The sequence below is a fragment of the Streptosporangium minutum genome, assembly GCF_002149035.1.
Taxonomy (GTDB): domain Bacteria; phylum Actinomycetota; class Actinomycetes; order Streptosporangiales; family Streptosporangiaceae; genus Streptosporangium; species Streptosporangium minutum.
On sequence record NZ_NGFP01000160.1, the window covers coordinates 1 to 21,300 of the forward strand.

General features: G+C 71.6%; 17 protein-coding genes and 1 other RNA gene. 13 read left to right on the forward strand and 5 right to left on the reverse strand.

What is annotated here, in order from left to right:
- Positions 1-163: 163 nt before the first annotated feature.
- Positions 164-1,207, reverse strand: a complete 1,044-nt coding sequence (locus tag CA984_RS28690; RefSeq protein ID WP_133061802.1) for a DUF8094 domain-containing protein — start codon at positions 1,205-1,207, stop codon at positions 164-166.
- 97 nt (positions 1,208-1,304) lie between these two features.
- On the opposite strand from CA984_RS28690, the gene prfB reads away from it, so the two are divergent.
- Complete coding sequence (gene prfB, locus CA984_RS28695) at positions 1,305-2,423, forward strand: peptide chain release factor 2 (RefSeq protein ID WP_086576641.1); 1,119 nt, start codon at positions 1,305-1,307, stop codon at positions 2,421-2,423.
- 104 nt (positions 2,424-2,527) lie between these two features.
- Here the strand turns inward: prfB and CA984_RS28700 are convergent, their stop codons facing one another.
- Complete coding sequence (locus CA984_RS28700) at positions 2,528-2,719, reverse strand: hypothetical protein (RefSeq protein WP_086576642.1); 192 nt, start codon at positions 2,717-2,719, stop codon at positions 2,528-2,530.
- A gap of 235 nt (positions 2,720-2,954) precedes the next feature.
- Between CA984_RS28700 and ftsE the strand changes: the two genes are divergently transcribed.
- The 5 genes from ftsE to ssrA all read left to right on the forward strand — a co-directional run bounded on the left by ftsE (position 2,955) and on the right by ssrA (position 7,749).
- Positions 2,955-3,644, forward strand: a complete 690-nt coding sequence (ftsE, locus tag CA984_RS28705; RefSeq protein ID WP_012888192.1) for a cell division ATP-binding protein FtsE — start codon at positions 2,955-2,957, stop codon at positions 3,642-3,644.
- A 30-nt stretch (positions 3,645-3,674) separates the two neighbouring features.
- The gene (gene ftsX, locus CA984_RS28710; RefSeq protein WP_086576643.1) at positions 3,675-4,580 is read left to right on the forward strand and encodes a permease-like cell division protein FtsX; all 906 of its coding nucleotides are present in this window, start codon (positions 3,675-3,677) and stop codon (positions 4,578-4,580) included.
- A gap of 86 nt (positions 4,581-4,666) precedes the next feature.
- Entirely contained in the window at positions 4,667-5,134 is a 468-nt protein-coding gene (gene smpB / locus CA984_RS28715) for an SsrA-binding protein SmpB (RefSeq protein WP_031162459.1), read from the forward strand.
- Between the two features lie 2 nt (positions 5,135-5,136).
- Positions 5,137-7,020: a penicillin-binding transpeptidase domain-containing protein gene (locus tag CA984_RS28720; RefSeq protein ID WP_086576644.1), complete on the forward strand. Its 1,884-nt coding sequence runs from the start codon at positions 5,137-5,139 to the stop codon at positions 7,018-7,020.
- Between the two features lie 344 nt (positions 7,021-7,364).
- Positions 7,365-7,749: a transfer-messenger RNA gene (gene ssrA / locus CA984_RS28725) on the forward strand.
- Positions 7,750-8,015: 266 nt separating this feature from the next.
- On the opposite strand, the gene CA984_RS28730 is transcribed toward ssrA, so the two are convergent.
- A complete protein-coding gene (locus CA984_RS28730; protein ID WP_242676231.1) occupies positions 8,016-8,255 on the reverse strand; it encodes a type II toxin-antitoxin system Phd/YefM family antitoxin in 240 nt (79 codons plus the stop codon).
- A 148-nt stretch (positions 8,256-8,403) separates the two neighbouring features.
- Between CA984_RS28730 and CA984_RS47360 the strand changes: the two genes are divergently transcribed.
- From CA984_RS47360 to CA984_RS28750, 4 genes are all read left to right on the forward strand, one after another.
- Positions 8,404-9,963 (forward strand): serine/threonine-protein kinase, encoded by a 1,560-nt coding sequence (locus CA984_RS47360; protein ID WP_207621077.1) that lies wholly within the window; start codon positions 8,404-8,406, stop codon positions 9,961-9,963.
- A gap of 4 nt (positions 9,964-9,967) precedes the next feature.
- Positions 9,968-12,820 (forward strand): AfsR/SARP family transcriptional regulator, encoded by a 2,853-nt coding sequence (locus tag CA984_RS28740; RefSeq protein WP_086576646.1) that lies wholly within the window; start codon positions 9,968-9,970, stop codon positions 12,818-12,820.
- Positions 12,821-12,898: 78 nt separating this feature from the next.
- On the forward strand, positions 12,899-13,540 hold the full coding sequence (locus tag CA984_RS28745; RefSeq protein WP_086576647.1) for a hypothetical protein: 642 nt from the start codon (positions 12,899-12,901) through the stop codon (positions 13,538-13,540).
- The gene (locus CA984_RS28750) at positions 13,524-14,105 is read left to right on the forward strand and encodes an OmpA family protein (RefSeq protein ID WP_086576648.1); all 582 of its coding nucleotides are present in this window, start codon (positions 13,524-13,526) and stop codon (positions 14,103-14,105) included. Before CA984_RS28745 ends, CA984_RS28750 begins: the two co-directional genes overlap by 17 nt.
- Before the next feature lie 254 nt (positions 14,106-14,359).
- Here the strand turns inward: CA984_RS28750 and CA984_RS28755 are convergent, their stop codons facing one another.
- Both CA984_RS28755 and CA984_RS28760 read right to left on the reverse strand, forming a co-directional pair.
- Entirely contained in the window at positions 14,360-15,442 is a 1,083-nt protein-coding gene (locus CA984_RS28755; RefSeq protein ID WP_086576649.1) for a S1C family serine protease, read from the reverse strand.
- A gap of 18 nt (positions 15,443-15,460) precedes the next feature.
- Positions 15,461-16,924, reverse strand: a complete 1,464-nt coding sequence (locus CA984_RS28760) for an AMP-binding protein (protein ID WP_086576650.1) — start codon at positions 16,922-16,924, stop codon at positions 15,461-15,463.
- A gap of 133 nt (positions 16,925-17,057) precedes the next feature.
- On the opposite strand from CA984_RS28760, the gene CA984_RS28765 reads away from it, so the two are divergent.
- The 3 genes from CA984_RS28765 to CA984_RS28775 form a co-directional block, all read left to right on the forward strand.
- Positions 17,058-18,077, forward strand: a complete 1,020-nt coding sequence (locus CA984_RS28765; protein WP_133061803.1) for a hypothetical protein — start codon at positions 17,058-17,060, stop codon at positions 18,075-18,077.
- 54 nt (positions 18,078-18,131) lie between these two features.
- Positions 18,132-20,336: an acyl-CoA dehydrogenase family protein gene (locus CA984_RS28770; RefSeq protein WP_086576652.1), complete on the forward strand. Its 2,205-nt coding sequence runs from the start codon at positions 18,132-18,134 to the stop codon at positions 20,334-20,336.
- 66 nt (positions 20,337-20,402) lie between these two features.
- Positions 20,403-21,300 (forward strand): MmpA family trehalose lipid delivery protein (locus CA984_RS28775; RefSeq protein ID WP_479725538.1); only part of this gene is annotated, 898 nt, incomplete at its 3' end.

The window sequence follows — 21,300 nt, forward strand, 5'->3', positions numbered from 1 at the left end:
CTTCCGAGGGGCCGGAGCTTCCGGAAGGCCGGGTCTTCCGGAGGGCCGGAGCTTCGAGGGGCAGGGTCTTCCGGAGGGCAGGGTCTTCCGAGGGGCCGGGTCTTTCAGAGGCCGGAGCACCGAAGGGCCGGGTCTTCCGAGGGGGCCCGCCGGCGGGGGAGCCTCAGGAGACGTACACCTTGGTGATGCCGCCCAGATAACCGATGATCTTCGCCGGCCTGCGGCTGTTCTTGGCCGGGACGGTGCTCACGTACTGCTGCAGCTCCACGGTGCGCAGCTCCTTGGAGGCACGGCGCTCCTTGACCAGACGCTTGGCGTCCGGCGGCACCACGATCTCCGCGCAGGGCTCCACCTTGGAGGTCACGGTGGTGGTCCTGACCAGCGAGTAGGTGACCAGGGCGCCGCCACCGGCGGTGCGCAGCGCGTACACCGGATAGTTGCTCGCGGCGAAGATCGAGTCGTAGCCCAGGCAGTCTTCCTTCTTGTAGTCCAGCCGGTTGGCCGCGATCTCGTCGGCGTAGCCGGTGGTGTGCGGGCCCGCCTCGATCAGCCCGGCGGTGAACCCCTCGGTGCCCTCCTCGGCGGAGGTCGCGTGGAGCGGGGCCATGAGCCGGGGGCTGATCTCGACGCTCGTGTCCTCGTAGTCCAGCGCGGTGGCGTAGCCCTCCGCGTCCTTGGCGACCTCCGGTATTCGCGCGCCGGGCTCCAGGAGGGAGGCGGAGCTGAGGGTCCACCGCTCCCCGGCGTATTTGATCAGAGTCAGTACGGCGGGGCGCACCTCGCCCGCCGGATCCGTGCGGTTCACGATCGCGGCGAACCAGAAAGGAGCCCGCTGCACCCGCGGGACCAGCACCTGCGGCCTGCCCCAGGTGTAGTGCGGGGGAGCGACGCCCGCCGGGCCGTTGAGGGCGACCTGGGCGAGGGCCGCCTGCCCGTCGTCGGTCAGCTCCAGCATGTTCCTGTCGTCGGCGTCCTGGCGCGGTGTGGCGCGGCTCAGCACCTCCTGCGCGCTCAGGAGGCCCGCCAGCTCCTTCTCCGCCTCCGCGAGCGTGACCCGGGGCGCGGGCAGGGCGGCGGGGACGAGGGGGGAACCGGTCGCCGGACGGCCCTGCCCAGCGGAGGTGCCGCCGGAGCCCGAGCACGCGGCGGTCGCGGTCATCAGGGCGAGGGCGAGCACGAGCAGATCCCGTCGCCCACGTTCTCGCACGTCCGCCTCCCGATGGTCCCTCGCGGGCCCATGCTAGCCATGGCGGGGGCGCGAGCCGTACACAACGGGGTTCGGCGGTCGCGTACCCTTTACAGACGTGGCACTCATCGATCCGGCAGAAGAGATCACCGAGCTTACCGGCACACTGAACAGCATTCAGGACGTGCTCGACCTCGACGCGATACGCAAGCAGCTCGAGGAGCTCGGGGAGCAGGCCGCCGCGCCCGACCTGTGGAACGACCAGGAGCGCGCCCAGAAGGTCACCAGCAAGCTCTCCTACCTGCAGGGCGAGGTCAACAGGGTCGAGTCCCTGGGGCAGCGCCTGGAGGACCTGGCCGTCCTGTACGAGCTCGCCGCCGCCGAGGACGACGAGGAGACCCGCGAGGAGGCCGACCGCGAGCTGGCCTCCCTGAAGAGCGACATCGGCGCCCTTGAGGTCCGCACCCTGCTCTCCGGCGAGTACGACGCGCGTGAGGCGGTCGTCACGATCAACTCCCAGGCCGGTGGCGTGGACGCCGCCGACTGGGCGCAGATGCTGCTGCGGATGTACATCCGGTGGGCCGAGCGCAAGGGCTACCCGACGGAGGTCTACGAGACCTCCTACGCCGAGGAGGCCGGGATCAAGTCGGCGACCTTCACGGTCAAGGCCCCCTACGCCTACGGCACGCTCCGCGGCGAGCACGGCACGCACCGGCTGGTCCGCATCAGCCCGTTCGACAACCAGGGCCGCCGCCAGACCTCCTTCGCGGGCGTCGACGTGGTGCCGGTCGTCGAGACGACCGACCACATCGACATCAACGAGGACGACCTGCGCGTCGACGTCTACCGCTCCTCCGGCCCCGGCGGCCAGGGCGTCAACACCACCGACTCCGCCGTCCGCCTGACCCACCTGCCCACCGGCATCGTGGTCTCCTGCCAGAACGAGCGCTCCCAGCTCCAGAACAAGGCGACCGCGATGGCGGTCCTGCAGTCCAAGCTGCTGGAGCGCAAGCGGCAGGAGGAGGCCGCGGCGCTGAACGAGATCCGGGGCGAGGCCACCACCTCGTGGGGCACCCAGATCCGTAACTACGTGCTGCACCCGTACCAGATCGTCAAGGACCTGCGGACCGGCACCGAGGCGGGCAACCCGAGCTCGGTGCTCGACGGCGACCTCGACGAGTTCATCGAGGCCGAGATCCGGTGGACCCGCCGCCAGGAGTCGGGCGTCGACCAGTAGCCGGCCCGGTCCTCTGAGGGCCGGCCGATGAGGGCCGGCCGTGAAGGCGGGCGCCCCGGGGCCGCGAGGCGCCCCGGGGGCGTCTCAGAGGCCCGTGAGACGCCTCAGGTGCCCGAGAGGTGCTTGAGGGCGAGGGTGAGGAAGAACAGCGCGATCAGCGCCAGGGAGACGAGCGCGGGGGTCATCCCACCCAGTCCGTGATGGTGCATCCGCTCGCGGTTGGCACGGCACAGCGGGCAGCGGCCCTCCGCCACAGGGTGGGCGCACCCCGCGCAGACCAGGTCCTCACAGCTCATGATGTCCTCCCTCTCCGAGGTAAGAACTACTTTATGTGGTCGTTACCGGGTGCCGAATCGTTTTGTTTCCGTTATGGACTTTCCATGCCAGTCTTCCCCCTAGACTGGGCTCCGGCCAACCGGAACGTCGATCAAGAGTAAAGACCGGCGCCCCCCGGCCGGCGAGAGGCGGAAGTGGCCCTCTGCCACTCCCGCGACCGTCCTAACCCCTAGACTGGCATGCCGTGATGCGCCCGTGATCCATTTTGATAATGTCACCAAGGTCTACGCGAACCAGAACCGGCCCGCGTTGGACCACGTCAGCGTCGATGTCGACAAGGGCGAGTTCGTGTTCCTCGTCGGCCCCTCGGGGTCCGGGAAGTCGACCTTCCTGCGCCTGGTCCTGAAGGAGGAGCGCCCCAACTCCGGAGCGATCCATGTGGCCGGCAAGGACCTCGCCCGACTGTCCAACTTCAAGATCCCGCACCTGCGCCGCCGGATCGGCTGCGTCTTCCAGGACTTCCGGCTCCTGCCGAACAAGAACGTCTACGAGAACGTCGCGTTCGCCCTGGAGGTCATCGGCAAGCCGCGCCGGTTCATCCGCAAGGTCGTGCCCGAGGTCGTCGAGCTCGTCGGCCTGGAGGGCAAGGCCCACCGGATGCCCGACGAGCTGTCCGGTGGCGAGCAGCAGCGGGTCGCGATGGCCCGTGCCTTCGTCAACCGGCCTATGATCCTGCTTGCCGACGAGCCGACCGGAAACATCGACCCGGCGACGAGCATCGGCATCATGAAGGTGCTCGACCGGATCAACCGGACCGGTACCACGGTCGTCATGGCCACGCACGACGCGGCCATCGTCGACTCCATGCGCAAGCGCGTAGTGGAACTGGAGGACGGAAAGATCGTCCGTGACCAGTCGCGTGGCGTGTACGGCCAGGCGTACTGAGACCAGGACCAGAAGAGCGACAGGAAGAGCATGCGGGCAAACTTCATCTTCTCCGAGGTCTGGATTGGCCTCCGCCGTAACCTCACGATGACCATCGCCGTCATCGTGACCGTGGCCATCGGCATGGCGTTGCTGGGCGTGGGCCTGATGATCAACTCTCAGATCTCCGGCATGAAGGACTTCTGGTCGGACAAGGTCGAGGTCTCGGTCTACCTGTGCAAGAAGAACGACCCCTTCCCGCAGTGCAAGGGGAGCGGCGGCGTGAACGCGCAGGAACAGGCCGCGCTCAGGACGCAGATCGAGAGCCTGCCGCAGGTCGAGCGGGTGGAGTTCGAGGACGCCGCCAAGGCCTACGCGAACTTCCGCGCGCAGAACGCCGGCAACACCGTGATGCTCTCCGCGATCCAGGTCGGGGACATGCCGGAGTCGTTCCGGATCAAGCTCAAGGACCCCGAGACCTACGGCGCGGTGATCGACGGGCTCAAGGGCGCCGCCGGGGTCTCCAACGTGGTCAACCAGAAGACGATCCTGGAGAAGTTCTTCGGGCTGCTGGAGAGTCTCCGCTGGGCCGCCCTGGTGGTCGCGATCATCCTGGTCTTCGCGGCCGCGCTGCTGATCGGCAACACGGTCCGCCTGTCCGCCTACAACCGCAGGCGCGAGACCGGGATCATGCGGCTGGTCGGCGCCTCCAACCTCTACATCCAGCTCCCGTTCGTGATGGAGGGGGTCATCGCCGGCCTGCTGGGCGGTGTGGTGGCCGCGCTGCTGCTGATCATCAGCAAGGTGTTCCTCTTCGACAAGGTGCAGGAGTACCTGGCCAACACCCCGCTCACGTGGGAGACCGTGGCCACGGTGATCACCCTCACGATGATCATCGGTGTGGTCATCTGCGTGCTCGCCTCGTTCGTCACGCTCCGCCGCTACCTGCGGGTGTGACGCGGCCGTGCTGATGGCTCGCCCGTCGAGCGCGCTCGGGCTCTCGGGCGCGGCTCGCCGCTCCGGTCCCCGGTAGGCTCGGGGGCATGCCACGTGAGACCGGGCGGAAGGTCATCGCCCAGAACAAGCGTGCCTGGCACGACTACCACATCGAGGACACCTACGAAGCTGGTCTCGTGCTACAGGGCACCGAGGTCAAGTCGCTGCGCCTTGGCCGCGCCTCCCTCATCGACGGCTACGCGGTCATCAAGGACGGCGAGGCCTGGTTGATCAACGTCCACATCCCCGAATACACCATGGGGACGTGGACGAACCACGCGGCACGCCGCACCCGCAAGCTGCTGCTGCACCGTAAGGAGATCGACAAGCTGGTCTCCAAGACCAAGGAGGGCGGTCTCACGCTGATACCGCTCGCGATCTACTTCAAGGACGGCAAGGCCAAGATCGAGATTGGTCTTGCGAAGGGCAAGAAGGACTGGGACAAGCGGCAGACGCTGGCCGAGAATCAGGCCAAGCGTGAGATGGCCCGCTCACTGAGGTACAGGAACAGGTAATTGTGACGGGGAAGGCTCGGCGGGCCGTCGCCGCGGCGCTCACGCTGGCGGCGACGGTCCCCATGCTGTCCGCGTGTTTCGAGGAGCCGTCGGCCCACGAGGCGGTGCGTGACTTCCTGGTCGGATGGCAGACGGGCGACTACGCCGCGGCCGCCCGGCGCACGGACGGGGACCAGAAGGCGGTCCGTCAGGCCCTGGAGGACGCCAAGGTCCACCTTGACGCGGCCTCGTTCCGCTTCAAGCTCAAGGGGATCCGGAGCGCGGGGGAGCAGACCGAGGCCGACTTCGCGGCCGAGGTCGACCTGGGGGAGAACAACCCCCTCTGGGAGTACGCCGGAAAGCTCCCCCTGCACCTGGTGGACGGCCACTGGAAGGTGCGCTGGTCGCCCAGCGTGATCCACCCCCAGCTGCGCGAGGGCCAGCGGTTCGCCGTGGACGTCAAGCCGCAGGGGCGCCAGCCGATCCTCGACCGCAACAACGACCCGCTCCAGCAGGAGGCCACCCTTTACGTGGCCAACGTCATCCCGTCCCTGCTGAAGGACGAGGTCGCGGTCTGCAGGCAGCTCTCCAAGATCACTGGATTCCCGCAGGACCGCCTGCTGAGCCGGATCCGCTCGGCGATCCCCAACGTCCAGGTCCCGCTGGTCACCTTCGGCCGCGCCAAGTACGCCCAGCTCCGCACCCAGCTTGAGGCGATCCCGGGCCTCCAGATAAGCCCGGAGTCGCTGCCGGTCGCCCCCGACTCACCCGCCCAGATCGTCGGCGCCGTCACCGCCGTCACCCCGGAGACCGAGCAGCAGCTCGGCGGCCCGCAGCGGGCCGGAGACACGGTCGGCCGGAGCGGGCTGCAGAAGGCCTACCAGGAATACCTCACCGGCTCGACCGAGACCAGCGTGATCATCCTGGACACCAAGACGTCGAAGACGGTGGCCGAGCTGCGCAAGTGGCGTCCGGGCCGGGCCACCTCGTCGGTGCGCACCACGCTCGACCGCCCCATCCAGAAGGTCGCCGACAGCGCCCTGCTCGGCGGCTCGCCGGCCATGCTGGTCGCGGTCCAGGCCTCCACCGGCAACGTGCTGGCCGTCGCCAGCACGAAGGAGTACCACCAGGAGAGGCACGCGCTCGCCGGGAAGTTCCACGCCGGCAGCCTCTTCTCGATCATGTCCGTCGAAGGACTCCTCAAGGCCCAGGTGAGTCTCAAGCAGAAGCTCGCCTGCCCGGTCGACCGGACCGTCGGCGGCGCGCAGTTCCATCAGGCCGCGCCGCCGGCCGGGAGCACGCTGAGCCTCCAGGGCAACTTCGCCACTGGCTGCGTGACCGCGCTGGCCTCGCTGGCCCGCAAGATCGACGGTGCCGAGCTGGCGGCCAGCGCCGCGAGGTTCGGGATCGGCGCGCAGTGGAGCCTGCCGCTGAAGACCTTCAGCGGCAGGATGCGGCCGCTGACCAACGACGCCGCCACGGCCAAGGCCATCGCCGGGCAGAACGTCTCGGTCAGCCCGCTCTCCATGGCGCTGGTCGCCGGGGCCGTCGCCTCGGGCACCTGGCATCCGCCCGTCCTGGTCATCGAGCCGAAGACGCCGGACCCCTCGGCCGAGGCCGAGCCGGTGAAGACCCCCGACCCGATCAGGATCGACGACAAGACGATCAGCACCCTCAAGACGCTCATGCGCGCCGGCGTGACCTCCGGCTCGGCCCGCCTGGCGGCGGCCCCGGGCGACCCGGTCTCCGGCATCACCGCCTCCGCGACACAGGGTCGCAAGCCGCTGGCCTGGTTCGTCGGCTGGCAGGAGGACGTGGCGGTGGCGGTGCTCGCGGAGAGCACCGACTCCACGGCGGGGGCGGCCATCGCCGGGCGGTTCTTCCGGGGCCTGCACGCCGGACTGTGACCCAGCGGAATATTGTCATCACTCCGAGCAACCATCGCGTGTCCTGTCTGCGTCCTTCTAAGTGACTGAGCCCCGCTCGGGGGTTGCGGGCTCGGTCGTCGTGATGAGATCAGGGCTTCGTCTCGGGGGAGGCCCTGCCGTCCGGACCGGCTCGACCCTGCCGGTCGGCTCCGGGGGCGCGTGCGACAGAGCCGCGTCCCCGGGGTTCCGGGCGTCTGCGGCCCCATGGGGCCTCCCGGGCATGGGGAGGGCCTGCCGGATGGGAATTCAGTTGGCGTTACCCGTGTTGTAACAGGTATCTTCGGATAGCTCGGTCCCTCGGGACCGGGTTGACAACTCAACAGGGGGGTGACTGGTTTCGACTTTGGCTTTGCAAGTCAGGGGAAGCGGGTCGAGGACTGCGGACATAACCTCGTTAACACTGTGACCGCGACCAACAAGTGCCAATAAGACGCACTCCGAAGTCAGCCAGGGCAACCTGGCACTCGCCGCCTAAGCAGCGAGTGACTTCTGCCGGCCCGGGAGCGCCTCCGGCCCGGATCCGGCATCGCTAGGAGGCTCAACCGATCGACCCGGCCACGGGGAAGATCGGGAAATCAAACAGTGGCTGAGCCCGTCGGCGTCTTGCCTGTGTGAACGCCGGGGCTGAGAAAAGCACAGCAGGCTGCACCCGGAGAAGCCCTGTCTTGGAGTTGAAGGACGCGGGTTCGATTCCCGCCACCTCCACCACCTCGGTGTCGTTCGGCCACCGGCTCACCCGAGCCGGGGCGGGCGACCCCCTGTCAGCGGCGCCCCCTCAGGGGGGACGCCGCTGTTGTCATTTCCGGCCCCCGCCTGCCCGGCCGAGGCGCATTGCGGCCCCCCGCCGATGCCTCCGCCGCCGGTCCTTGGATCACGCCCCCCGCTGACGCCTCCGCCTCCGGTCCTCGGGTCACGCCCCCCGCTTCCGCCGTACGGCATGACCCCTCAGTGCGGAGGGCCGAGCCCGGGGCGTGTCACCCCAGGTCGGCGCGGTAATCCCGGTCGTCCAGGCGCGGCATGCCACGGGACATGGCGGCGAACTCCGCGCGGGAGACGGCGCGCCGTCTGCGACGGATGGGCACCAGATCGCCGATGTGGTCGCCGTTGCGAGTGACGGCGAATCGCTCGCCGCGTTCGAGGGCGTCCATGATCTCCGCCGAACGGTTGCGCAGATCACGCTGTGAGATCCGCGTCGGATTAACGGGCTCAGGCATGCTCATACGTCGACTGCACGCCTGAGGTGCTACCGGGTGCCATGGAGCTAGCACATCCCATCGACCGGACCTGACGGTGACCTCCCCCGATGGTGCGTGAGGAACACCCGGAAAATGGGAGGAACGCCGGAAAGCTACGCTAACTCCGATGAACCCTTCGGAACGGGCCGCACCAGGCGAGTCGCAGGTGATCGGCGGCTACCTGCTCCGGCGCGTGCTCGGACGCGGCGGCATGGGTACCGTGCACCTCGCCAGCACCCCGACCGGCGGCCTGGCCGCGGTGAAGGTGATCAACCCGGAGCTGGCGCGCGACCCGGACTTCCGGCGGCGTTTCGAGCGCGAGGTCGCCGCCGCCCGCATGGTGGCCCGATTCTGCACGGCACCCGTGCTGGACGCCGGGCTCGACGGGGACGTGGCCTATCTCGTCACCGAATACGTCAAGGGCCCCGACCTGGCGCAGGCCGTACGGGAACAGGGGCCGATGACCGGCTCCGACCTGGAGGCCCTGGCGGTCGGCATCGCGGTCGCACTGAACGCGATCCACGGGGCGGGGGTGATCCACCGCGATCTCAAGCCGTCGAACGTGCTGCTGTCGCCGATGGGTCCGCGCGTGATCGACTTCGGGATCGCGAAGCTGGTCGAGGGGGACAGCCTGGTGAGCCAGGGGATCCAGGGGACACCGGCGTTCATGGCCCCCGAGCAGGTGCGCGGGGAGACGCTCACACCGGCCGCCGACGTCTACGCCTGGGGCGGGGTGATCGCGTTCGCGGGGACCGGGCGGCTGCCGTTCGGCGGCGGGGCGCCGGCGGAGGTCCTCTACCGGATCGTCAACGAGGGGCCGCGCCTCGACGGTCTGGACGGGCGGATCCGCGGCTTCGTCGAGCGGGCCATGGCCAAGGACCCGGCCCGCCGGCCGAGCGCCTCGGAACTGCTCGGCGAGCTGGTCGGCGGGCCGGGCGTGACTCCGGCGACGGCCACACAGGTGGTCGAGCGGACCTGGACCGGCCGGCCTCCGGACCCACCCGGAGAGACCCGGCCCGCACGGCGCGGGTGGCGGACGCCGCTGCTCGCCGGGCTGGCCGTCGTCGCCGTGGCGGCGGCCGGGGTGGCGACGTGGCGGACCGTGGCGTCCCCCGGCGGGGAGTGGCCCTTCCACGCCGACTTCGGCGGCGCGGATCACTCCTGGTCGGTGGGCTCCACCACCGCCGGGCGGGCGGAGGTCGCGGACGGGTCCTACCTCCTGACCGTCAATCCGGGCTGGCGGCTGTGGAAGTCGGCGCCCGCGCCGGACGAGCCCGAGGGGGGAGTGGTCGTCAGCGGCTCGGCGCGGCTGACGGAGGGCTCGGGAGAGTTCGGCGTCTGGTGCCGGGGCGACGCCGGCACCGGTGACCGCTACGAGTTCGCGGTCAGCGGCTCCGGGACGGTCTCGATCACCAAACGGCAGGCCGGGCAGAAGGGCACGGCCCTGTACGGCCCGGCCGGGAAAGCGGAGGTCAAGCAGTCGGCGGACAACCGGGTCGTCGCCGAATGCCGTCCCGACGGGGCGAGGCTCCTGCTGCGCATGTGGGTCAACGAGTCCCTCGCCGGCGAGGCCGTCGACGCCGCTCCCTACGGCCCCGGGCAGACCGGGGTGCACGCGGCACCGGACGGCGACGCGGCGGTGCGGGTCAGGTTCGGCTCGTTCGACGTGCGCCCGGCGGGAGAATAGTCCCGTGCGGTTCGGCGTGCTGGGGCCGATCCAGATCCTCGACGGCGACCGGATCACGGCGCCCGGCCCGGCCAAGCACCGCGCGATCCTGGCCGCCCTGCTGATGCGCGCGGGACACGTCGTGACGCTCGACCGGCTGATCGCCGTGGTGTGGGGCGAGGATCCGCCGGCCTCGGCCGAGTCGGTGCTGCGGGTCTATGTGAGCGCGCTGCGCCGCCTGGTCGGCGCCGAGACCATCCGCACGGTCCCCGGCGGGTACCTGATCGCGATCACCCCGGACCAGGTGGACGCGCACCGCTTCGACCGCATGGTGGAGCGGGCGCGCCGGGCCCGTGACGCCGGCAGGACGGCCGAGGCCGCCGACGAGCTGCGCGGCGCCCTGGCGCTGTGGCGTGGACCGGCGCTGGCCGATGTCGACTCCGGCGAGCTCCGGCGGACGCAGGCCGTACGCCTTGAGGAGCTGCGTCTCGGCGCGACCGAGGAGCGGATCGATCTCGACCTGGCACTCGGGCGTCACGGCGAGGTCGTCGGCGAGCTCCGCGCGCTCGTCGCCGCCTACCCGCTCAGGGAGCGCGCCTGGGGGCAGCTCATCCTGGCGCTGCACCAGGCGGGGAGGCGGTCGGAGGCGCTCGCGGTCTACCAGGACGCCCGCCGCGTGCTGGTGGAGGAGCTGGGCCTGGAGCCCGGCCCCGACCTGCGGGCGGCCCACGACAAGGTGCTGGCCGGGCAGGTACGGGAGCGCGGCGCCGTTCCGCAGGAGACGCCGCCCGACATCGCCGACTTCACCGGCCGCGAGGAGGTGCTGAGCTGGATCGCCCGGCAGGCGCCCGCGGCCGGTGGCGCTCCGGTCCATCTGGTGCTGCACGGCCCCGCCGGTTCGGGGAAGACCGCCGTGGCGGTCCACGCCGCCACGCTGCTGGGCGCGGAGTTCCCCGACGGCCGCCTCTACGCCGCGCTCCGCGCGGGGAACCGCCCGGCCGGCGCGGGCGCGGTGCTGGAGGACCTGCTGCGCTCCCTCGGCTGCCCCGAGGGGGCCGTCCCCGCCGGCTTCGACGACAGGGTGCGCCTCTACCGGAGCATGGTGGCCTCCCGGCAGCTGCTGGTGGTGCTGGACGACGCCGTCGGCGAGTCCCAGATCAGGCCGCTGCTGCCGACCGGGCCGGGCTGCCTGACGCTGGTGACCAGCAGGTCCCCGCTGTACGGGCTGGAGGCCTCCCGCGCCTTCGAGCTCGGCGTGCTCGACACCGCCGGATCGGTGGCGATGCTGGCCAGGGTGGTGGGGGAGCCGCGCGTGCGGGCCGAGCCGCAGGCCGCCCGGCGGATCGCCGAGCTGTGCGGCGGCCTCCCGCTGGCGCTGCGGATCGCGGGTTCCCGGCTGGCCCGGCGGCCCGGCTGGACCCTGGAGCACCTGGCCGTACGGCTGGGCGACGAGCGCGGGCGGCTGGACGAGCTGACCGCCGGGGATCTGGCCGTGCGGAGCAGCCTCGGCCTCGGCTATCGCGGTCTGGCGGAGGAGGAGCAGCGGCTGCTGCGACGTCTCGGGGCGCTGTCGGGGCCGGACGTCGCGCCGTGGGCTGCCGCCGCGGCGTTCGGCGGTCTCCGGGTGGACCGGGCACTGGAGGAGCTGGCCGGAGCCGGCCTGCTCCAGGCGTGCGGGCTGGACGACGCGGGCCAGGAGCGGTACGGCTGGCACGATCTCACCCGGCTCTACGCCGCCGAACGTCTCGTCGAGGAGGAGGGCACGGCGGCGCGGGTGCTCGCCGTGGTCGCGCGTGATGTCCTGGAACGGGTACGGCGGGCCCGCGGCCTGCTGCTGCCGGCCGAACCGGGCACCGGCCGGACCCTCGTCCGTACGGCGGAGCAGAGCATGGCCATGGAGACGACGCATCTGCGCGAGTCGGCCCGGTGGCTGGGGGCCGAACGGGGATTCCTGGTCGCCGCCGTCGCGGACTTCCACCGCGCGGGGCTGGCCGAGGCCGCCTGGCGGCTGGCCTTCTACCTGACGCCGTTCTTCGAGCTGCGGGCCCACCACGAGGACTGGCACGCGACGAACCGGATCGGGCTGGAGGCCGCGCGGCTGGCGGGTCACCGCCATGGCGAGGCGCTGCTGCTGAGGGCGCTGGCCGACCTGTACCGGATCGAGGGCCGCCTGGACGACGCCGCCCGCGCCCTCCAGGCGGCGCTGTCCCATTTCCGGGACCTGGGCGACAGGTCGGAGGAGGCACGTGCCCGATACCGGCTCGGTCTGGTCCTCCTCGCCCAGGAGCGTCCCGCCGAGGCGGAGCGGTGCCTGGCCGAGTGCCTGGCCGAGTTCGAGTCGGCCGGTGACGCGCGGGGCCGGGCGGACGCGCTGCGCGGGCTGGGCTCGGTACGGCGGGCCGAGGACCTGTTGACGATCAGCCTCGACGCCTACCGGGACCTGGGCGATCCCCGGGGGGAGGCGGCGGCCCTGCGCGAGCTGGCCCTGGTCCACCTGGAGCGGCGGCGGCTGCCCGCCGCACGTGACTGCGCCGAGCGCGGCCTCCGTATCGACCGGCGGCTGGGTGACCGGCTGCCCGAGGCCTCCGGCCTGCTGCTGCTGGCTCGGGCGGCCCACGCCGACGGCGTGCCGGAGGCGGCGCGGGCGACGGCCGAGGAGGCCCTGGCGATCTTCAAGGAGTACGGCGACCGCCGGGGGACCGCCCGCGCGTCGCTGGTCCTGGCGGCCGCGAATCTCGACCTCGATGAGGTCGATGGGGCATTTGCCGGGATCGCCGTCGCTGTGGCAGAGTTCGACGCTCTCGGCGACCGGCGGGGTCTGGCCGAGGCGGAGGAGCTCGCCCGGGAGGCGCGCCGCCGCCGTGGCCTGTGGTTATAGCGGGCTATACGGATTCTGAAGGTCGCCTCCGTACATTCGACTCCGGCCCGGAACCCCGACAAGTAAAGGTGACACAGGATGCGAAGGAAGATCGCGCTCGCCGTGGCCGCACCCGGTCTGGTGGTGACCCTGACGGCGTGCGGTGTGCTCAACGGCCAGCAGTTCGGTGGTGGCGGGCAGGAGCGCCAGTCCGGGCAGGTGGCCCAGACGGCCGCGTCCGGCGCGCCGGAGCAGAACCCGGAGCAGAAGGAGCAGGCCCCGTCCGGGGAGCAGGCGCAGCCCGGCACGGGCGCCAGCGCGCCGCCCCAGCAGGGGGAGGTGATCGCCACCCGTGACGTCAAGGCCGGCGGCGCGGAGCTGAAGGTGGACGTCACCGGCCTCCGCCGGCAGGGACGGCTGGTCACGCTGAGCTGGACCGTCACCAACACCGGTGACACCAAATGGAATATGGGCAGCGACATGGGCGACACCTCCGCCTATCTCGGCCTGACGGTGGCCGGGGTGAGCCTCGTCGACCCGGCCAACGCCAAGCGCTACCGGGTCGCCCGCACGGGCGAGAAGGGCACCGCCAAGTGCGTGTGCTCGGAGTACGACGTCAGCACCGAGCCCGGGGAGGTCGTCCCGCTGTACGCGACCTACGCCGCGCCGCCGCCGGACGTCCAGAAGATCAACGTTGAGTTCCCGATCCTCGGGGTGTTCACCGATGTCCCGATCTCCTGAGCCCGTATGGCGTGTCCTGGTCGCCGCGGTGCTCGCCGGCGGCCTCGTCGCCGGGGCCGCGCCGGCGGCGTGGGCGGAGCCGGACCCTCCGGCCGACGCCACGGCGCCGGTGGAGGATCTCATCCTGCCGGTCGACGACCTCCTGGCGGAGGTCGAGTCCCTGGACGGCAGCGAGAGCGAGTCGAAGCAGGGCGAGACGGTCACCCTGGCCCTCACCAGCGACGTGCTGTTCGCCCTGGACAGGGCCGTTCTCTCCGCCAAGGCGGCGGCGAGGCTGCGGGGGGTCGCGGGCAGGATCAGGACGGAGTCGGCCGGAGGGGTGGTCAAGATCGTGGGACACACCGACGACCAGGGCGCCGACGCCTACAACGACCGGCTGTCCCTGCGGCGGGCGCAGGCCGTGCAGGAGGGTCTGCGGGCCCTGCTGAGCGGGCAGAGCGTGACCTTCGAGGCCACCGGTCTCGGTGAGCGGAAGCCGAAGGCGCCCAACATCGTGGCCGGCAAGCCGGTCGAGGAGAACCGGGCCAGGAACCGCCGCGTCGAGATCGTCTTCACCGCCAAGTGATCATGCGAAGGACCTCCTGGTGACCGCGCGAACGCCCGCCGGGGGACCGTACGAAAGCCCGTCGGGTGACCGCGTGAAGGACTGCCGGGTGACCGCGTGAAGGGCTCAAGTGACCGTGCGAAGGCCCGTCCGGTGACCGGACGGAGCTGCGCCGGGTACCCGTGAAGGTCGCTGGGTACCCGTGAAGGTCGCCGGGTGCCCGTGAGGGCCTGCCGGGTCGCCGGGCGAGGGGGGCGCGCGGCCGTTCGGGCCGGTCAGCCGCCGGGAAGCTCGCTCAGGGGCACGGCGATGGTGGAGGTGGAGCCGTTGGGACGCAGGACTTCGACCTTGGCCTGGTCGCCGGGGTTGAGGGTGGCGAGGATCTCCGACAGGGCCTGTGACGTCGGGGTGGGCGTGCCGTTGATGGAGACGATCACGTCGCCCGACCTGATGCCCGCCCGGTCGGCGCCGCCGCCCGGGGTCACGCGCACGACGCCGACGCCCGAGGCCTGACCTCCGGAGCCGATCACGGTCTGCACGGTGACGCCGAGGGCGGCCCGGTGGGTGTTGGTGACCTTGCCGTCCTTGATGATCTGCCGGGTGATGTCGGTGGCGGTGTTGGACGGGATCGCGAAGCCGATGCCCGGGGCCTGCCCCCCGCCGAGTTCGGGGTTGACGGCGGTCAGGGTCGGGATGCCGATGACCTCGCCGGAGAGGTTGACCAGCGCGCCGCCGCTGTTGCCGGGGTTGATCGCGGCCGAGGTCTGGACCGCGCCGGTGATCGTCGCGCCGGGGGATTCGCCCTCCGTGGGCTCGCTGACCGTACGGCCCAGCGCGGAGACGATGCCGTCGGTGACGCTGCCGGACAGGCCCAGGGGGTTGCCCATGGCCAGCACGATCTGGCCGACCCGCAGCTTGCCGGAGTCGCCGAAGACGGCCGGTTTGAGCCCGGTGGGATCGTCCACCTTGATCACGGCCAGGTCGCCGAGGGCGAAGGCCTCGACGAGCTTGGCCGCCCGGGGGGCGCCGCCGGTGGCGAGCGTCACCTCGAACCGGGTGGCCCGGCCGACCACGTGGGCGTTGGTGACGATGTGCCCGGAGCTGTCGTAGACGACGCCCGACCCGAGGCCGTTCGTCGTGGTGATCTGCACGATGGAGGGCAGCACGCCGGCGATGACCCGCTCGTATCTGCCCTCCAGGGCCAGCGGCTCCTCCGATGTCCGTGGGGACGCCTCCGCCGAGGCGCCGGGTGAGTCGGTGGCCGTGCCGGACAGTTGTGATCGCGCGGTCTGGCCGCAGCCGGCGAGTGCTATGGCGGCGGCGGCGAACAGCGCGAGACGTGAACTCGATCCCCCCATGGGATATGTCTTCCCAGCTCAGAGCGGAAGATACGTCTCCCGGAGGTCGCTGCGGCTCAGCTTGCCGGTGGGGGTGCGCGGCAGCCGGTCGCGATACTCGATCACCCGCGGGTGCTTGAGCCGTGCCAGCCTGGGCTCGCAGTGGGCCAGCAGGCCGGCGGTGAGCGCGGGGCCGGGCTCGGCGCCGGGCGCCGGCTGGACCAGGGCGACGACCCGGTGCCCCCACTCCGGGTCCGGCACGCCGATCACGGCCACGTCCGCCACCGCGGGGTGCTCCAGCAGGGCCGCCTCGATCTCGGCCGGATAGATGTTCACCCCGCCGGAGATGATCAGGTCGGTACGGCGGTCGCACAGGAACAGGTAGCCCTCCCCGTCCAGGTAGCCGATGTCGCCGGGGGTGTAAAGGCGCCCGCGCATCGCGGAGGCGGTCTTGGACGGGTCGTGGTGGTACTCGAACCGGTTGATGCCGCCGATGTAGACCATGCCCGGCTCGCCGGGCGGGAGCTCCGTGCCGTCGTCGGCGACGATCCTGAACTCCATGCCGTCGATCGCCCGGCCGACCGTGCCCGGCCGCTCCAGCCACTCCGCCGAGGAGACCATGGTGGCCACGGCGGCCTCGGTCGAGCCGTAGTACTCCCACAGCACCGGGCCGAGCCAGTCGATCATGGCCTGCTTGGTGGCGGGCGGGCAGGGAGCGGCGCCGTGATAGAGGTGGGTCAATGATGACAAATCATGTTTTTCTCTGACCTCGGCAGGCAGCGCCAGCAGCCGGTGGAACATGGTGGGCACCATGAACGTGTTGGTCACCCGGTGCCGCTCGATCAGCTCCAGCGTCTCCTCGGCGTCGAACCGCTCGGTCACCACGAGCGTGTGGCCGAACTGCAGCGCCATCATCGCCTGGCCGTACGGGGCGGAGTGGTAGAGCTGGGAGAGCAGCAGGTGCACGCCGTCGAACGGCAGGGCGAAGTGCCGCCAGCTCTTGCGCATCAGGATCGGGTAGAGGTTCTCCGGGGAGAGGTCGATCAGCCGCCTCCGGACGCCTTTGGGCCTGCCGGTGGTGCCGGAGGTGTAGAGCATCATCGATCCGGCCCGGCGCTCGCCGGGCGGGGTGACGGGCCGCCCCTCGGCGAGCTCGCCGACCTCCGTGAAACCGGCCGGCACGGCCCGCGCGTGGCGCTCGGAGCCGACCACCACGCGCGCCGCGCAGTCGGTGATGATGTAGCCGACCTCGTCGGCGGTGTAGTGCCAGTTCACCGGGACGTGATAGGCGCCGATCTGGTAGGTCGCGAGCATCATCGTGATCGCGTCGGCCCCGTTGGGAAGGACCGTCACCACGGTGTCGCCGGGGCGGGTGCCGCGGGCGAGGAGGCCGTGGGAGACCTGGTTGACCCGGTCGTGAAGCTCGCCGTACGTCGTGGCGGTGCCGGCGATGACGGCGACGCGTCCGGGGTCGGCCGCGGCGATCTCGTAGAAGCCCCTCATAGGCGCGACCATACAGAGCGACATTCTGTTTATGGAAGAGGGCTGTTACCACCAGGGAAAATGGTGATCTCGTGGCTTAAGTGTAATTGTGGCACGGTATATCGATCACGGCAGGTGACGTAATGTGACGCCTATGGCGGACGTTGGTGGAAACTCCTCCGGGCGCTCTCGCGAGAGATATGTCCCGTCCCACGAGGCGCTCACGGCCCCCATGCCCGCCATCCGCGACGAAGACGGCACGATGGTCGGCACCAGGGTGCCCCGGCGCTTCCCCATCGGGGACGGCGAGGAGTCCGTGCTCGTCTCCCGGCGCGACCCCGATGGAGCGTTCCCCGGATCCGCTCCGGTCTACCCGCCCAGCACGTTCGGTAATCCCGGCGCGCACGGCGACGGCGGCCCGGCCGCCCCGCCCGCGCCTCCCGCCCCGCCGGCGCGGACCGGGAGCAACCGGTTCCGGGTGGCCGTCAGCGCCGTCGCCGCCGTCGTCAGCGCCGCCGCGATCGTCGCGGCCTTCGTGCTGTTCTCCGCCGACGAGCCCGACGATCCGGTGCCGACGCCGCAGGCGGACGCCGCCACCGAGCCGATGCTCCCGCGGGCCGTGCCCACCATCACGTTGCCCGGCGTGCCCAGGGTGAAGGCCCTGCAGCCGCTGCCCGGCACGCCGAGTCCGGTGCTGGGCACGGTGACCGACACCAAGGCCGCGATCGCCTACGTCAAGCTGGGCGCGCCGTGGACGGCCAGGGTCATCCCGTCCTTCTCCGTCGGCCACCAGGTGGGCGCCGCGCGGCTGCCGCGCACGATGGTCGCCTCCGGCCCGCTCCCCGGCGCGGCGCCGGTCAACGCCCTGAAGACCGGCGCCGACTTCCGCAGGGTGGCGCTGACCGCGGTCAGGTGGACGATCCGCCACCAGTATCCGGCGGGCAGCAAGGTCGTCTGGACCGCCTCGCAGGAGCCGGTCGCGGGCAAGGGCTGGATCTTCGGTTACCAGGTGACCTACCGGGTGAAGGGGGAGAGGCGCACCTCCCAGGCGGCGCTCTCGGTGCTGGACGTGGGCCGCAGGAAGCCCGCCATGCTCTTCGTGACCGTGCCGGACACGCGTAAGCAGCTCTGGGCCGACATCGCACCTTTGGTGGAGAGTGCCCGAGCGTTGTGATGGAAGTACCTTCTAGAATATGGTTCTGCCACTGAACCGTGTCTGGAGGCTGTCATGGCGATCGGGTTGAGCGAGGAGCACGAGGCGCTCCGCGAGTCGGTGACCGGTTGGGCGGAGCGGAACATCCCGTCCGAGGTCGTGCGCGCCGCGATCGCGGCCGAGAACGAGGGGCGTCCCGCCTTCTGGTCCGGCCTGGCCGAGCAGGGACTGCTCGGCCTGCACCTGCCGGAGGAGCACGGCGGCAGCGGCTACGGCCTGCTGGAGACCGCCGTCGCCGTCGAGGCCCTCGGCGAGCGGGTGGCCCCCGGCCCCTACGTCCCGACCGTGTTCGCCAGCGCCGCGATCCTGGCCTCCGACGGCAAGGCGCACGCCGAGCTCCTGCCCGGCCTCGCCGACGGCACGCTGACCGGTGCGGTCGCGCTGACCGGCTCGATCACCGGCACCCGGGGGGAGGACGGCACGCTGACCGTCGGCGGCCTCGCCGAGCTGGTCCTGGGCGGCGCGCTCGCCGACGTCCTGGTGCTCCCGGTGAGCACCGACCGAGGTGAGGAATGGGTCGCGCTGGACGCCTCCGAGGCGACCGTGACCCCGGTCAGGTCGCTGGACCTGACCCGCGGTGTGGCCAAGGTGGAGCTGGACGCGGTGGCCGTGCCGGCGGGACGGGTGCTGGACGGGCTGCAGGGGCCGGGCGTCCTCAACCTGGCCGCCGTCCTGCTCGGCGCCGAGGCCGCGGGCGTCGCGTCGTGGTGCGTGGGCGCCGCGTCGGACTACGCCAAGGTACGCGTGCAGTTCGGCCGCCCGATCGGCCAGTTCCAGGGGGTCAAGCACAAGGCCGCCCGGATGCTCGTCGCGCTGGAGCAGGCCCGCGCCACCGTATGGGACGCGACCCGCGCCGCGGGCGCCGGGGACGAGGCGGCCTACGCCGCCGCGATCGCGGGCGTGGTCGCCCCCGACGCCGCCGTGCAGTGTGCCAAGGACGCCGTGCAGATCTTCGGCGGTATCGGCTACACCTACGAGCACGACGCCCACCTCTACTACCGCCGCGCGCTGACCCTGCGCGCGCTGCTCGGCTCCTCCTCCGAATGGGCCGAGACGGTCGCCTCGCTGGCACTGAACGGCGTGAGCCGGGAGATGGAGATCGACCTCCCGGACGACGCCACCGCGCTGCGCGAGCGGATCCGGGCGGAGGTCGCCGAGTTCGCCAAGCTGGAGGGCAAGGAGCAGAAGCGGGCGCTGGCCGGGGCCGGCTACGTGATGCCGCACCTGGCCAGGCCGTGGGGCCGCGACGCCAAGCCGCTGGAGCAGGTGCTCATCTTCCAGGAGCTCAAGGCCGCCCGCGTCAAGCTGCCCCAGATGATCATCGGCGCCTGGGTGGTCCCGTCGATCGCCACGTACGGCACGGCCGAGCAGCAGGAGCGCTTCCTGCCCGCCACCCTGAGCGGTGAGATGATCTGGTGCCAGCTCTTCTCCGAGCCGGGCGCCGGCTCCGACCTCGCCTCGCTGCAGATGAAGGCCGAGAAGGTCGAGGGGGGCTGGAAGCTCAACGGCCAGAAGATCTGGACCTCGGTCGCCCACGTCGCCGAGTGGGGCATCTGCATCGCCCGTAACTCCTCCGCCGGTTCCAAGCACGACGGCATCACCTACTTCCTGGTCGACATGAAGGCCCCGGGCGTCACGGTCCGGCCGCTGACCGAGATGACCGGTGAGAACCTGTTCAACGAGGTCTTCCTCGACGACGTGTTCATCCCGGACGAGCTGGTCGTCGGGGAGGTCGGCCAGGGCTGGAAGGTCGCCCGCAACACCCTGTCCAACGAGCGGGTCTCGCTCTCCTCGGGTTCCGGCGGCACCGGCTCGTCGGTCCCCGACCTGGTCGGCCTGGCCGGGCGGCTCGGCCGCGAGCTGACCCCCGCCGAGCGCCAGGAGCTGGCCCGGGTGGTCTGCGAAGGCCACTCGATCAACGCCCTCGGCCTGCGGGTGACGCTCAAGCAGCTCACCGGCGCCGAGCCGGGCGCCGACGCCTCGGTCCGCAAGCTCCTGTCCACCTCGCACGCCCAGCACGTCTCGGAGTGCGCGGTCGGGCTGCTCGGCGCCTCCGCCGTGGTCGCCGCCGACATGAAGCTCGGCGACGCGGGCTACTGGAACCGCGCCGTGCTCGCCACCCGCGCCATGACGATCTACGGCGGCACCACCGAGGTGCAGCTCAACATCATCGCCGAGCGCATGCTCGGCCTGCCCCGCGACCCCGAGCCGGGCAAGTAGCCGGTTGAGGCGGTGGCTCCGGGCGCGTCCGCGGACATCCGGAGCCACCCCCTAGAGTCGGTCATCATGCGCAGCGGGTGGGTCGAGACGGCGGAGCGGTCCGCGCCCGCCCTGCTCGGGCTGCTGCTCGCGCTGCTCGCCCTCGGCCCCGCGCTGGGACCGGGCTTCGTGCTCAGGTACGACATGGTGTTCGTGCCGGACCCGCCGCTGACCCTGCTCGGGGAGGGGTTTCCCCGGGCGGTGCCCAGCGACCTGGTGGTCGCCCTGCTCTCACGGATCGCGCCCGACCAGATGGTCCAGAAGGCCGTCCTGATCGGGATCTTCGTGCTGGCCGCGTCGGGCGCGGCAGCCCTGGTGCCCTCACGGCGCCTGGGCCCCCGGCTGGCGGCCGCCGCCTTCTACGCCTGGAACGCCTACCTCGCCCAGCGGCTCCTGCTCGGCCAGTGGGCACTGCTGCTGGGAGTCGCCGGGCTGCCCTGGGCGGTGCGCGCCGTGCTGCTCGGCGGCCGGCTGCGCCTGGCCGTCGCGCTGCTCCCGGCGGCGGTGGGCGGGTTCCAGGCGATGCTGGTCTCCGCGCTGGCGGTGCTCGCGACGGCCGCGACCGCCCCGGTCCCCGACTGGACGGTGCGGGCGCGGCGGGTGGTGGAGGCCGCGCTGGTGCTGGGGGTGCTGAGCCTGCCGTGGCTGGTGCCCGCCCTGCTCAGCCGGGCCGTGACCGATCCCGCCGGGGTCGAGGCGTTCGCCGCCCGAGCCGACGGGCCGCTCGGCACGGTCGGGAGCCTGCTGTCGCTCGGCGGGATCTGGAACGCCAACGCCGTCGTGCCGGGGCAGGAGTCCTGGTGGTCGGCGATCGTACGGCTGGCGCTCGCGGCGGTCGCCGTCTGGGGGTTCGCCCGGTTACGCGCTCCCCGGAGCGTGCCGTACCGGGCCGGGCCGGGGGAGGCGCCGTCGCGCGGAGCGGGGC